Origin of the sequence: Streptomyces sp. AA4, from assembly GCF_000158875.1 — a bacterium.
GTDB lineage: Bacteria > Actinomycetota > Actinomycetes > Mycobacteriales > Pseudonocardiaceae > Amycolatopsis.
This window is the reverse complement of sequence record NZ_GG657746.1, coordinates 3,725,780-3,738,790: the sequence shown is the minus strand read 5'-3', so window position 1 is coordinate 3,738,790 and position 13,011 is coordinate 3,725,780. Positions and strand designations below refer to the sequence as shown.

Here is a 13,011-nt window from a genome sequence, read left to right as displayed (position 1 = left end):
CGCGGCCCGAGCGACGGGGGCCGGGGCGCAGAGGAGGGCCTGTGCCGCAACGAGTCTGGGGATACCTGAACGAGTACGCCGCCGAACGGGACGACATTCTCGACGCGGTGGACACGGTTTTCCGTTCGGGGCAGCTCGTGCTCGGGGCCAGTGTCCGGGGGTTCGAGCGGGAATTCGCGGAATACCACGGAGTCCGGCATTGCGTCGGCGTCGACAACGGGACGAACGCGATCGCCCTCGCGCTGCGCGCCTGTGACGTCGGTCCGGGCGACGAGGTCGTCACGGTGTCCCATACCGCCGCGCCGACAGTGGTCGCGATCGACGCGGCCGGGGCGACTCCGGTGCTGGTGGACATCCGTGCCGACGGCACCTACCTGATGGACGCCGACCAGGTCGAGGCGTCGGTCACGCCGCGGACCCGGGCCATTGTCGCGGTGCACCTCTACGGGCAGTGCGCCGATCTGACGGCCCTGCGCGGGATCGCGGACCGGCACGGGCTGCGGCTGATCGAGGACTGCGCGCAGGCCCACGGCGCGCGCCGCGACGGGGCCCGGGCGGGCACTGTCGGCGATCTCGCAGCGTTTTCCTTCTACCCCACCAAAGTGCTCGGCGCCTATGGCGACGGCGGCGCGGTTCTCACCGACCTCGACGACCTGGCGGGCGCGCTGCGCAGGCTGCGCTATTACGGGATGGCCGATACCTATCACGTGGTGCGGACGCCGGGGTTCAACGCGCGACTCGACGAGGTCCAGGCGGAGATCCTGCGCCGCAAGCTGCGCAGGCTCGACGGCTACATCGCCGCCCGGCGCGCGATCGCCGCGCGCTACGACGCGGCGCTGGCCGGGGTCGAGGCGGTCCGCACGCCGGTCGTCGCGCCGGGCAACACGCACGTGTACTACCTGTACGTGGTCCGGCACCCCGAGCGGGACCGGATCCTCGCGCGGTTGAGCGACGAGGACATCGCCTTGACCGTCAGCTACCCCTGGCCGGTGCACCGGCAGACCGGGTTTCTCCGGCTGGGGTACCGGAAAGGCGATCTGCCGGTCGCCGAGCAGGCGGCGGAGGAGATCTTCTCGCTGCCGATGTACCCGTCGCTGCCGCCCGCCGACCAGGACCGCGTGCTCGACGCACTGCTGCGCGCGATCGGCTGACCGGACATGACGAGCGGAACGAGGGCACGCGCGGCGCCGCACCCGGACGACGTCGTCGATTCGCTGCCCGCTTTCCGCGCGTGGTGGGCGCAGCGGTGCGCGGCGAACCGGATCGACGTCGCCGAAGCGGCGCTCGATGACCTGGCCGGCTGGGAGTTCGAGCCGGACACCGGGAACCTCACGCACGTCAGCGGCCGGTTCTTCTCCGTCGCCGGGCTGGAAGGCGTCCGCGGCGGCGAGGTCGTCACGCGGCAGCCGGTCATCTGCCAGCCCGAGATCGGCATCCTGGGCATCCTCGTGGCCGAGCACCGCGGCGTCACCTACTGCCTCCTGCAGGCCAAGGCGGAACCGGGAAACTGCAACGGGGTGCAGCTCTCGCCTACCGTGCAGGCCACCCGCAGCAACTACACCCAGGTCCACGGCGGGCGCAGGCCGCCGTATCTGGAGCACTTCGCCGGGGTGGCGACGCGGCGGATCCGCGCCGACGCGATCCAATCCGAGCAAGGCTGCTGGTTCTGGCACAAAAGCAACCGGAACATGATCGTGCGCGCCGAGGAACCGGTCGCGGCCGAGCCGAATTTCGCCTGGCTGCCGCTGCGCCTGGTGCGGGCCCTGCTGACCGTGCCGAACCTGGTCAACATGGACACCCGCACGGTGCTGTCCGGCATGCCCGCCGACGTCCCCGAGATCCGGGCCGAGAGGGCCGCCGACCCGTTCCGCGCCGCACTGCTGCGGTCCTGGCGCGGGACACAGGCGCTGCACACCGAACGGGCCGTGCTGAGCTGGTTCGCCTCGGCGAAGGCGGAGTGCGACGAGCACGCCCGGACGATCCCGCTGAACGCGGTCGACGGGTGGCTGCGCGGCAGGCACGAAATCGTCGACCGGGAACGGTCGCGGTTCCGCGTCGTCGGGGTGCGCGTGCGGGCCGCCGACCGGGAAGTCGCCCGGTGGGCCCAGCCGATGCTGGAACCGTACGGCACCGGGGTGGCCACCCTCCTGGTCCGCGTGTTCGACGGGGTAGCGCACCTGCTGTTCCAGGCGAAGCCGGAGTTCGGGCTGCTTGACCGGGTCGAGCTGGCTCCGACCGTCCAGGCGCTGGCGACCGAGCCGATCCCGGACGCCGAACGGTCGTGGTGGCCCGGGCACGGCACGGTCCGGTTCGACACCGTGCTGTCCGAGGAGGGCGGCCGGTTCCGCAACGCGCTGACCCGGTACCGGATAGTCGAGGTGGGCCCGGAGGTGGCGCTGACGCCGTCGCCGCGGCATCGCTGGCTGGCCATGCACCAGGTGAGCGCGCTGATCCGACACGGCCACTACTTCAACGTCGAGGCGCGCACGCTGGTGTCGTGCCTCGGGACGCTGCTCGCCCGGGATCGCACGGGATGAGCGTGCGCAGGCCTTGAGGCACTTCAGCCGCGGCCGACCGCGAGGTAACCGTCATCGACGATTTTCTTCGCCTGATTCGCATACGAGGCCGGGTCGCTCGGCGCGAATGTCGCGAGGCCGTCGACGTAGCGGTTGAACATGCAGAAAGCCGCGGCGATCAACACCGTGTCATGGATCTCCAGGTCCGTCGCGCCAGCGGTCTTCGCGCTGAGGACGGCAGCCGCGTCGACCGAGCGCCCGCCCTCCCGCACCTGCGACGCGATCTTGAGCAACGCCTTCAGCTTGTCCGAGATCGATGCCCCATCGGCGTCCCGCGCCGCCGACTCGACCGCTTCCGCACCGCCGGCGAGCTGCGCCGCGGCCACCGCACCGTGCGCCGAGGCGCAGAAGAAGCACTCGTTGCCCCGCGAAACCACGGCGGCGATCAGCTCGCGCTCGCCGCGGCTCAGCGTGCTCGGCCCGCGCAGCAGCACCTCGGCGAGTTCGGAGAGCGGTTTCGCCGTCTCCGGGCGGAAGGCGAACAATCCCAGTATTCCGGGCTGTCCGGAGCCGAGCTCGATGTGCGCCATCCGCCCCTCCCGTCGCTCGGTTTGACGAATCCGCCGAAGTCACTCCTATAATCGATAGTGACTGGCGACGGTGAAGTCAAGGCCGAAGGGTGCCCGGCGATGATCGATCAGGAGGACCCGTTGCGCTTCCCGCTCTCCCCCGAACGCCCGGCCGAAGCGGTGCGGCCGCGCGAGGCCCGCTACCTCGGGGACCCCGTGCCGCACAGCGCCGAGCACGCCTGGTGGGCGGAATCCGGCGCACCGGTCGTCCCGGACCGCGCCCGCTGATGTCCGCGGGGATTGACGAAGCCTTCCTCGCGCTGCCGCTTTCCGGTCTCGCCGACGCCGCGTTGAGCCGGGCCCGAGAACTCGGCGCGGACCAGGCGTCATTCCGGTTCGAACGCGTCCGGAAGGCGCATTCCGCAGTGCACGACCGAACTGTGCGCGGCAGCGTCGACGAGACGGTCACCGGCCTGTCGGTGCGCGTGCGGCGTCGCGATGGCACCGGGTTCGCCGCCACCTCCGAAGCCACGCCCGACGCGGCGGCGCGAGCTTCCGAAGAAGCTGTCGCGGTGGCCGAGGCTTCCGCCGCTCTCGGCGGACGGACCGCCGAACCGGTGCAAGAACCCGTGTACAGCGGCGAAACCTGGGTCTCCCCCGCGGCTGTCGACCCGTTCTCGGCACCAGAGGCGGAGCGCACCGGCGTCCTTCTCGACTGGAGCAGCCGCCTGCTGTCGGCGGACCCGGTCAAACAGGTCGTCGCCCACCTGTTCGCCGTCAAAGAGAACAAGTTCTACGCAGATTCCGCGGGCACCGTCACCACCCAGCAACGGATCCGGCTGCATCCGCTGGTGTTCGTCACCGGCGCCGCGGCCGCGCTGCGCACACTGGGCCCGCCCGCCGGCCGGGGACTGGAATACCTCGACGGCGACGGCTGGGACTGGGACGCCGAACTCGCCGCCCTGCCCGGGCAACTCGCGGAGAAAGAGCGCGCGACGCCGGTCGAACCCGGAGTCCGCGACCTCGTCCTCGACCCGTCGAACCTGTGGCTGACCCTGCACGAATCGGTCGGCCACGCGACCGAACTGGATCGCGTGCTCGGGCACGAAGCGTCCTACGCGGGCACGAGCTTCGCCGCGCCGGAAAGCCTCGGCTCGCTCCGCTTCGGCTCGTCGCTGATGAACGTGACCGCGGACCGCACGGCTCCGCACGGCCTGGCCACCATCGGTTTCGACGACGAAGGCGTCGCCGCGCAGTCGTGGCCGCTCGTGGAAAACGGCGTGCTCACCGGATTCCAGTCCGACCGCGGCACCGCGCGGGCGATCGGGGCCCGGCGCTCCAACGGATGCTCTTTCGCCGAATCGGCCCGGCATGTCCCGCTGCCGCGGATGCCCAACGTGTCGCTGTGTCCCGTGCCGGACGGCCCCGGCGTGGAAGACCTCATTTCCGGGGTGGGCGAAGGCATTTACCTCGCCGGCTCGGACAGTTTTTCCATCGACACCCGGCGCGAGCACTTCCAGTTCTCCGCGCAGCGCGCCTACCGCATCCGCGGCGGCAGGCTGGCCGGGCAGCTCTCCGGAGTCGCCTACCAGGCACGGACCACCGCGTTCTGGCGCGCGCTCGCCGCGCTCGGCGGGCCGTCGAGCTACCGCGTGTTCGGCGCCGACATGTGCGGCAAGGGCCAGCCGATGCAGACCTCCGCGACGAGCCACGGCTGTCCCGCCGCGGTGTTCGCCGGAATATCGGTCGTCAGGGCCGGGTGAGGCGCCGTGCGGTGGGCGGCGGAACGAGCCGTAGCGGCGAGCCGGGACTGCGATTCGTGCCTCGCCATCGCCGAGGAGACTTCGGCCGCGCACCTCCGCTGGTCACGGAACTCGTTGACTGCCAACGGCTTCACTCGGGCGCAGCGGCTCACGGTCGTCGCGGTCGCCGGGGACCGCGCCGGCGTGGTCGCGAGAGAGGGGGACCTCTCTCCCGAGGCGATCACCGGAATGGTCCGGGCCGCGGAGCGCACCGCGCGCCGGGCCCCGCCCGCGCCCGACGCCCAGCCGCTGCCCTCCGGCGAGTCGCCGGACTGGGCGGAGCCCCCGGTTCGGACGTCCTTCGACGACTTCGGCGGGTTGATCCCCGCGCTGGCGGAGGTGTTCGAGCGCGACGCCCGCTTCTCCGGCTACGCCGAGCGCCAGGTGCGCACGACTTATGCCGCGTCGTCCACCGGCCTGCGGCGGCGCCATGTCCAGCCTTCCGCGATCCTCGACCTCACGGCGGAGAACCGGCGGTCTTCCAGCTGGGCCGGTGCGAGCGCGGCGGACTTCGCGGCGGTGGACCTGGCGGCGACGGCGGACGAGGCGACGGCGAGGCTGCACCGGACGCCGCGGCGGATCCCGCTTCCCGCGGGCGACTACGAGGTGCTGCTGGCGCCGTCGGCCGCCGCCGACTTCATGCTCCGGTTCCACCAGTCGGCGAACGCGCTGGAGGCGCTCGGCGGCGGTTCCGCGTTCAGCGCGCCCGGCGGCGGGACCCGCGTCGGCGAGCGGCTGGCCGGCGTTCCGGTGACGCTCTACAGCGATCCCGCCGAGCAGGGCCTGGAATGCGCGCCGTTCGTCCTCGCGCTCGCGTCCACCGCGGCGGATTCGGTCTTCGACAACGGGATGCCCCTGTCGCGCACGGAATGGATCGGCGGCGGGGTGCTCAGCGCACTGACCCAGACCCGGTACTCCGCGCGGAAAAGCGGCCTCCGGTACACGCCGAAGATCGACAACCTGGTGCTGGACGGCGGCAGCGGCACGCTGGCGGACCTGATCGCGAGCACCCGCCGCGGCCTGCTGGTGTCGTCCGTCTGGTATCTGCGCGAAGCAGATCCGCGGTCGTTGCTGCTCGCCGGGGTCACCCGCGACGGCGTCCAGCTCGTCGAGAACGGCGAGATCGCCGGCCCGGTGCGCGACTTCCGGTTCAACGAAAGCCCGCTGTCCCTGCTCGCGCGGCTCGCCGAAGCCGGCCGGACCGAGCGGACCCTGCCGAGGGAGTGGCACGGCTACTGCACCCGGACCGCCATGCCGCCGCTGCGCGTCTCGGACTTCGGCGTCGGCCCGTGACCCCGGACGAATTCCCGGCCGCGCTGCCGAAAGCCGAACTGCACGTCCACCTCCTGGGTTCGGCGAGCCCCGGCACCGTCGCGGAACTGGCCCGCCGCCATCCCGGACGCGGCGTGCCCGCCGAACCCGCCGAAGTCGCGAAGTACTGCGAGTTCACCGATTTCGCCCATTTCCTCGCGGTCTACACCGCCGTGAACCGGGTGGTCACGACCGGAGCCGACATCGAAGCACTGGTCGCCGGGCTCGCCGCCGACCTGGCCCGCGACAACGTGCGCTACGCCGAGGTGACCGTCACCCCGCTCTCCCACCGCAAAGCCGGGATCGCACCGCGCGAACTCGCCGAGGCACTCGGCTCCGGCCGCCGGATCGCGCGCGGCCTCGGCGTCGAGCTGAGCTGGGTGTTCGACGTCTCCGGAGACGACGGCCCGCCGGGCGCGGAGGCGACGCTGGACTGGGTGTTGCGCGAAAGCCCTTCCGGCACCGTGGGATTCGGGCTCGGCGGGCCGGAAGCCGGTGTCCCGCGGCGGCTGTTCCGCGACGTGTTCGCCCGAGCGAAGGCAGCCGGGCTGCACAGCGTGCCGCACGCGGGCGAGACCACCGGACCGGACGAGGTCTGGTCCGCGGTCAGGGACCTCGGCGCCGAGCGCGTCGGGCACGGAATCGCGAGCGCGCGGGATCCCCGGCTGCTGCGGCACCTCGCCGACCACGGCATCACCCTCGAAATCTGCCCGACCTCCAACCTCCGCACCCGCGCCGTCCCTTCGCTCGCCGAACACCCGCTGCGGCGGATACTGGCCGCGGGGGTCCCGGTCGCGCTCGGCACCGACGACCCGGGGCTGTTCGGCACGTCGCCGAACGCGGAATTCCGGACGTGCCGCGACCGCCTCGGCCTTTCCGAGGCCGAACTCGCGACCCTCGTCCGGCACAGTGTCGCCGCCGCGTTCTGCGCCCCGGAGGTCGCCGCCGGGCTGCTCGGCGACTTGGACCGGCTGGTCCTTGCCCGATCGATTTAATTTCTTATATCCTCTTTCGGTGGCCGGGCCGATCACCGAAAGCAGCTGGCGGGCGGTGCGCGGTTCGCTCGCCCGAACGGCGGAAAGATTCGCCCGGCTCGTCGAGACGGCGGAGCATCCGGAGGCCGCGGCGATCGGCCGCTGGACGGTGGCCGAGACAGCCGCGCACGTCGCGACCGTGGCGGAGCTTTACGCCGCGGTGCTGCCGGGCGTGTCGCCGCCCCGCCCGATCCCCGGGGCAGCGGCGCGAGTCGAAGCCACCGCGCTGGACGAACTCGGCGACCTCAACGCTCTCGCCCTCGACCAGCTGACCGAACGCGCTCCCGCTGCCCTGGCCGAGCGGGTCGCCGAGGATGTCGGCCGGCTCCTCGACGCGGGCCGGACCGCCGAACCGGACCAGCTGGTGAGCTGGCTGGGCGGCGCGCGCCTGCCGCTGGCCGGCTGCTACGCCCACCTGCTCAACGAACTGCACCTGCACGGCCGCGACATCGCGTCCGCCATTGGCGCACGATGGCCGATCCCGCACAACGACGCCGCGATGGCTTTCGAGCTCTTCCTCGTCCAGCTGCTCTCGCACGACACCGGACGGCTGCTCGTCCACGAACCTTTCTCCGACCGGCCGGTGTCGGTGCGGTTTCGCTCCCGGTACACCGCGCCCGTCGTGCTGGAGGCGCGGCGCGACCGGATAGCGGTCCTGCCAGGCGACCACCCCGCTGACGCGCAGCTGCACTTCCAGCCCGCGGCGCTGATGCAGGTGCTGTTCGGCCGGCTGAGCGTGGTGCGCGCGGCGTGCACCGGGAAAACGTTGGTCTGGGGCCGGAAACCGTGGTCGCTGGCCAGGTTCCTTGGTGCGGTGAGGTTTCCGTAGCCCGGTCAGTCGACCAGCTGCGGTTCGGCCAGCACCTGCCGCGCGGCCGCGATGTGCGCCGGGGTCGTGCCGCAGCACCCGCCCAGGATGTCCAGACCGTACTCGGCGCGCCAGCGAGCGAGCAGCTCGGCGAACTGCTCCGGCTCCAGCGTCGAGGGCAGCGCGCGGTCGACGTGCTCGCCCGCGGCCAGGCCAGTCCGGTCCTCGAGGTTCGGGCAGGCTCCGATCAGCCCGTACCGGCCCCGGCACAGCGCGCGGAGCGCGACCTCGGTCGCCTCCGGGCCGGTGCAATTGACCAGCACCGCCTCCGCGCCGTCCCGCTGCACCGCGTGCACCGCGCCGGCCACCGGCTCCCCCGACAGCAGCGTCCCGTCGTCGTCGCAGGCGAAGGAAACCCACGCCCGGCCGCCGACGGCGAGCACTTCCCGCACGGCGATCCTGGCCTCGCGGATCGTGTTCATGGTCTCGATCAGGAACAGGTCCGCCCCGGCCCGCGACAGCTGGAGCGCGAGCCAGCCGTGCTCGGCGCGCAGTTCGTCGTCCGGCGGCACCAGGTCCGGGCGGTAGCAGTCCTCGACCGGGCCGATCGACCCGGCGATGAGAGCGTCCGGCACTCGCGCGGCGTTCCTCGCGGCGCCTGCCACGCCGACCGCCGCGTGCACCATCCACGCCTGCCCCGCGCCATCCAGCGTCGTCTTCCTCAGCGCGCGGAGGTTGGCGCGGAAGGTGTTCGCCGTGATCACCCGCGCCCCGCCTGCCAGGTACGCCTCGTGCACCGACTGGAGCAGCCGGCGGTTCCGGTCGGTGAGCAGCGCCCGCGTGGCCCACCACGGGTCGCGCACGGACAGGCCCGCGCGCTGGAGTTCGGTCGCGACGCCGCCGTCGAGCAGGATGGGATCCGTCATGGTCGTCCTTCCAGCGCGTGGTCCAGGTCCTCGAGAAGATCGGCGGCGTCCTCGATCCCGGCCGAGAGCCGGATCAGGTCGTCGGTGATCCCGGCCGCCAGCCGGACCGGGCGGGGAACCGGCCGGTGCGTCATCAGCGCCGGGCATTCGATCAGCGACCGGACGCCGCCGAGGCTCACCGCGCAGGCGAACAACCGCGTGCTCGCGAGCAGCTTCTCCGGGTCGCCGCGGTACCGGAAACTGATCACCGACCCGGGCCCGGACATCTGGACGGCGGCGAGCGCGTGCCCCGGATGCGATTCCAGGCCGGGGTACCGCACGTCCGCCGCCCTCGGCGAGGCGACGAGCGCTTCGGCCAGCGCCCGTGCGTTCTCGACCTGTCGCGCCACCCGCAGGGACAGCGTCTTGACTCCCCGGTGGACGAGGTAGCAGTCGAGGCCGCCCGGCGCCGCGCCGGTCACCGTGCGATGGGCCGCGAAACGACGGTGCAGCTCCTCTTCGCGGCAGATCAAGGCCCCGCCGAGCACGTCGGCGTGGCCCGCGACGAACTTCGTCGTGCTGTGCAGGCTCACGTCGGCGCCGAGGCCGAGCGGCTGCTGGAGGGCCGGGCCGGCGAAAGTGTTGTCCACGACCACTTTCGCGCCGCAGTCGCGGGCCCGGGCGGCGACGCCGGCCAGATCCGTGATCTTCAGCAGCGGGTTGCTCGGGCTCTCGACCCACACGAGGTCCGCGCCCGCCACCGCACGGTGAGCCTCGGCCGGGTCGGCGAGATCCGCGTACTCCACGCGGATCCCGTATCTCTCCGCCTCGGCGAACAACGAGTAGGTGCCGCCGTACACGTCGTCCGAGGACACCAGCCGATCCCCTGGCGACAGCAGCGAAAGCGCCGCGGCGGCCGCCGCCTGCCCGGAGGAGAACACGGTGCAGAACGGCGCGTCCTCCAGCGAGGCGAGACATTCTTCCAGCGCTTCCCGCGTCGGATTCTCGCCCCGCCCGTAGAACCAGCGAGGCGGATCCTGCGAGAACCGGTCATAGGTGGTCGCGACGTGGATCGGCGGCACGAGGTCGCCGGTGCCCGGCTCCGGTCGCTGGCCGCTGTGCACCAGCCTGGTGTCGAAGCGCATCAGGCCGCCGGCGAGACGGCTCGCGCCAGCAACGTCTTGCTGGGCAGGGAAACCCGGCCGTCCGCCCGCCGGAACGCGGCCGCGGCGTCCGCGACCTCGGCCCAGGTGTCCGGGTCGTCCTCGCTGCCGAACCGCTCGCGCAGCAGCGCCTTGAGCCCCGGCGGCGCGACCGCTTTGCTGTACTCGGCATAACGCTCCGGCGAGCTGAGCACGAAAGGCGCCTCGAACGAACCGATCTCGATCTGCCCGAATCCGGCCTCGGCCAGCTCTTCGCGGAGCACTTCCGGATCGCCCATGCTGAACGGGCTCGGCGCGCCCTCCCGCGGCGGCGGCAGTTCCAGCCGCCTGGCGAGCACTCCGAAGCCGAGCGAGGTCATCGGGGCCAGCGACCCCGGCGCCGCCCACGTGGCCGCGGCCAGCACCCCGCCCGGCGCCAGCATCCGCGCGAGCGACCGCAGCGTCGCCGCGCGGTCCACCACGAACATCAGGCCCCACCGGCTCAGCACGACGTCGAACGACGCGGCCGGGCGGTCCAGCGATTCCGCGTCGCCGACCTCGAACGCGACGTTGCCGCCCGACGCCGCCCTGGCGCGAGCGCGCTCGATCATTCCCGGTGCGAGGTCGATCCCGGTCACCCGGCCCCGCGGCCCCACCGCCGCGGCAGCCGCCAGCGCGGGATCGCCGGTACCGGTCCCTACGTCGAGCACCCGGTGTCCCGGCCGCACGCCGCCGAGTTCGAGCAGGAGCGCGGAAACCGGGGCGCCGCCGGTCTCGAACTCGGCGCGGCACGCCTCCCAGCCCTCGCTGATCGCGTCCCAGTTCTCCCGCTGGTCCCGCTTGTAGCCGGCGGCGTCGAACCCGGTGGCCGTCACTCGCCCGCCTCCAGGAACCGTTCTCGCGGATGCTCGGCCGTCCAGAACCCGGGTTCGACCGTCGCGACCGCGCGCCGCACGAGGTCGATCTCGGCTTCGGTGTTGTACACCGCGAACGAGAGCCGGACCGTGCCCACGACGCCGAAGCTGTCGACGAAGACGTTCGCGCAGTGCACCCCGCTGCGCACCGCGACGCCATGCCGGTCGAGGTGCCCGCCCACGTCGTACGGATGGATCCCGTCGACTGCGAAGGACACGATCCCGCTCGGCTCCGCCGCCGGGTCCCCGATGATCCGGACCCGGGACAAGCTGCCCAGCATCTCGGCCGCGGTGCGCACCAGCGTCTCGTCGTGCCGCCGGACCTCGTCCCAGCCCAGTTCGTCCACATAGGACAACGCGGCGGCCAGCCCGACCGCGCCGGCGACGTTCGGCGTTCCCGCCTCGAGGCGCGCGGGGGCGGGCACGTACGCCACGGGTTCCTCGAAGGTCACGCCTTTCACCGTGCCGCCGCCGACCTGGTACGGCTCCAGGCGCGAAAGCAATTCCCGTTTCCCGTACAGCACCCCGGTGCCCATCGGGCCGTAGGCCTTGTGCGCGGAGAAGCAGTAGAAGTCCGCGTCGAGGTCCCGCACGTCGACCCGCCGGTGCGGGACCGCCTGCGCACCGTCCACCAGCACCGGGATCCGCAGGCGATGCGCGTCGGCGATCATCCGCCGGACCGGGTTCACCGTGCCGACCACATTGGACACGTGCGCGACGGCCGCGATGCGCACGCGCGGGCCCAGCGCCTCGGCGAACCTCGCCGGGTCCACCCGTCCGGTGCCCTCCGCGGGCACGACGACCAGTTCCGCGCCGGTCGTCTCGCAGAGCCTGCGCCACGGCAGCAGGTTCGAATTGTGTTCCATGCCGGTGACGACCACCTGGTCGTCCTCGTGCACCGTCGCCCGGCCGAACGTGTCGACGACCAGGTTGACCGACGCGGTCGTGCCCGCGGTGAAGACGACCTCGTCCGGATGCGCCGCGTTGAGCGCTCGCTGCACGGCCGCGCGCGCTCCTTCGTACGCCTCGGTGGCGGCCATGCTCAGCCGGTAGTAGCCGCGGCCCACGTTGCTGTTGGCCTCGGTGTAGTAGCCCAGGATCGCGTCGAGCACCGGCCGCGGTTTCTGCGAGGTCGCCGCGTTGTCGAGGTACACCAGCGGATCGGGGCCGAATCGCCGGGCCAGAATGGGAAAATCGGCGTGGACGGCCGCCCCGAGCCGCCTGGCGTCCATAAGCTCGGTCACCGGGTCAGCATATCTTCTTTAAGTAAGTTTTTCCAGGGCGAACAGTGCCCGGAACTCCTCGACGAAGACCTCCGGGAAGGCGAACACCTTCTGCTCGGGGTACTGGCGCCGCGCCGCGTGCGGCCCGTAGAAATACCAGCAGATCTGCGCGATCTGCTCGGTGAACAGGACCGGGTGCACCGGCTCGGAGTACATGCTCAGGTGGCAGAACGACGCCCGGAACTCGCCCCGCGGCGAAAACCCGGCACCGGACAGCACATGCCCGAACACGTCGTGCACCGCACGGAAAACATCGTTGTGGCACAGCCGCACGCCGTCCGCGACGACCCCGGACGGCTCGGCCATCGGGTGCCCCGCGCGGCGCGTTCCCGGGCCATGTGCCGTGCTGGTCAGGTAGACGTGCAGGACGCCGGTGGCGCGGACGGCGGCCCGCAATTCGGCCGACGTGCGGTACGGCTGCCCCGGCCCTCGCCACGGCCGCACCTCGATGCCCGCCTCGGAAACGAGCTGGAAGTGCTCCCCCGTCTCCCGCTGGAAGCGGCGGTACCGTTCCGCGAGGGCCGCGTCGAGGTCGAACAGCGGGCCCTGGTCGTAGTACGCGGCCACCCGGCGGCAGTACGCGTCGTCCCAGTTCAGTGTCGCCGTTGCCGCGTCCGCGATTCGCGCGCCCGCGCGCCCGCGTCCGTCCGCCTGCGCCTGCGCGAGAACCGCCAGCGCGGAATCCATTCCAGCACCCCCTTGCCTGGCAATATATTATTATAGTGAC

Annotated in this window: 13 protein-coding genes; 7 read left to right on the top strand and 6 right to left on the bottom strand. The window is 72.2% G+C overall.

The window, feature by feature from the left end:
- The first annotated feature begins 41 nt into the window (after positions 1 to 41).
- Entirely contained in the window at positions 42 to 1,151 is a 1,110-nt protein-coding gene (locus SSMG_RS17210) for a DegT/DnrJ/EryC1/StrS aminotransferase family protein (RefSeq protein WP_009077896.1), read from the top strand.
- A gap of 6 nt (positions 1,152 to 1,157) precedes the next feature.
- Positions 1,158 to 2,537, top strand: coding sequence for an NDP-hexose 2,3-dehydratase family protein (locus tag SSMG_RS17205; protein WP_009077894.1), 1,380 nt, complete (start codon positions 1,158 to 1,160; stop codon positions 2,535 to 2,537).
- Between the two features lie 23 nt (positions 2,538 to 2,560).
- Here the strand turns inward: SSMG_RS17205 and SSMG_RS17200 are convergent, their stop codons facing one another.
- On the bottom strand, positions 2,561 to 3,106 hold the full coding sequence (locus tag SSMG_RS17200) for a carboxymuconolactone decarboxylase family protein (protein WP_009077892.1): 546 nt from the start codon (positions 3,104 to 3,106) through the stop codon (positions 2,561 to 2,563).
- Between the two features lie 99 nt (positions 3,107 to 3,205).
- Between SSMG_RS17200 and SSMG_RS17195 the strand changes: the two genes are divergently transcribed.
- The 5 genes from SSMG_RS17195 to SSMG_RS17175 are packed head-to-tail and all read left to right on the top strand — an operon-like array spanning position 3,206 to position 8,061.
- Positions 3,206 to 3,373 carry a hypothetical protein gene (locus tag SSMG_RS17195; protein ID WP_158688045.1) on the top strand — a complete coding sequence of 56 codons (168 nt, stop codon included), beginning with the start codon at positions 3,206 to 3,208 and terminating at the stop codon, positions 3,371 to 3,373.
- Positions 3,373 to 4,848, top strand: coding sequence for a TldD/PmbA family protein (locus SSMG_RS17190; RefSeq protein ID WP_009077890.1), 1,476 nt, complete (start codon positions 3,373 to 3,375; stop codon positions 4,846 to 4,848). Before SSMG_RS17195 ends, SSMG_RS17190 begins: the two co-directional genes overlap by 1 nt.
- 6 nt (positions 4,849 to 4,854) lie before the next feature.
- The gene (locus tag SSMG_RS17185) at positions 4,855 to 6,180 is read left to right on the top strand and encodes a metallopeptidase TldD-related protein (RefSeq protein ID WP_009077888.1); all 1,326 of its coding nucleotides are present in this window, start codon (positions 4,855 to 4,857) and stop codon (positions 6,178 to 6,180) included.
- Complete coding sequence (add, locus tag SSMG_RS17180) at positions 6,177 to 7,193, top strand: adenosine deaminase (RefSeq protein ID WP_009077885.1); 1,017 nt, start codon at positions 6,177 to 6,179, stop codon at positions 7,191 to 7,193. The genes SSMG_RS17185 and add overlap by 4 nt, the downstream gene beginning before the upstream one ends.
- Before the next feature lie 19 nt (positions 7,194 to 7,212).
- Complete coding sequence (locus tag SSMG_RS17175; protein WP_050788209.1) at positions 7,213 to 8,061, top strand: maleylpyruvate isomerase N-terminal domain-containing protein; 849 nt, start codon at positions 7,213 to 7,215, stop codon at positions 8,059 to 8,061.
- 5 nt (positions 8,062 to 8,066) lie between these two features.
- Here SSMG_RS17175 and SSMG_RS17170 read toward each other — a convergent pair whose 3' ends face one another.
- From SSMG_RS17170 to SSMG_RS17150, 5 genes are read right to left on the bottom strand one after another with little or no spacing between them, the layout of a single operon-like run.
- Positions 8,067 to 8,966 carry a homocysteine S-methyltransferase family protein gene (locus tag SSMG_RS17170; protein WP_009077881.1) on the bottom strand — a complete coding sequence of 300 codons (900 nt, stop codon included), beginning with the start codon at positions 8,964 to 8,966 and terminating at the stop codon, positions 8,067 to 8,069.
- Complete coding sequence (locus SSMG_RS17165; RefSeq protein ID WP_037713972.1) at positions 8,963 to 10,090, bottom strand: PLP-dependent aspartate aminotransferase family protein; 1,128 nt, start codon at positions 10,088 to 10,090, stop codon at positions 8,963 to 8,965. Before SSMG_RS17165 ends, SSMG_RS17170 begins: the two co-directional genes overlap by 4 nt.
- A complete protein-coding gene (locus SSMG_RS17160) occupies positions 10,090 to 10,962 on the bottom strand; it encodes a class I SAM-dependent methyltransferase (protein WP_009077878.1) in 873 nt (290 codons plus the stop codon). The genes SSMG_RS17165 and SSMG_RS17160 overlap by 1 nt, the downstream gene beginning before the upstream one ends.
- A complete protein-coding gene (locus tag SSMG_RS17155) occupies positions 10,959 to 12,245 on the bottom strand; it encodes an aminotransferase class V-fold PLP-dependent enzyme (protein ID WP_199785919.1) in 1,287 nt (428 codons plus the stop codon). Before SSMG_RS17155 ends, SSMG_RS17160 begins: the two co-directional genes overlap by 4 nt.
- Positions 12,246 to 12,263: 18 nt before the next feature.
- On the bottom strand, positions 12,264 to 12,971 hold the full coding sequence (locus SSMG_RS17150; protein WP_009077875.1) for a crotonobetainyl-CoA--carnitine CoA-transferase: 708 nt from the start codon (positions 12,969 to 12,971) through the stop codon (positions 12,264 to 12,266).
- Positions 12,972 to 13,011 lie beyond the last annotated feature (40 nt).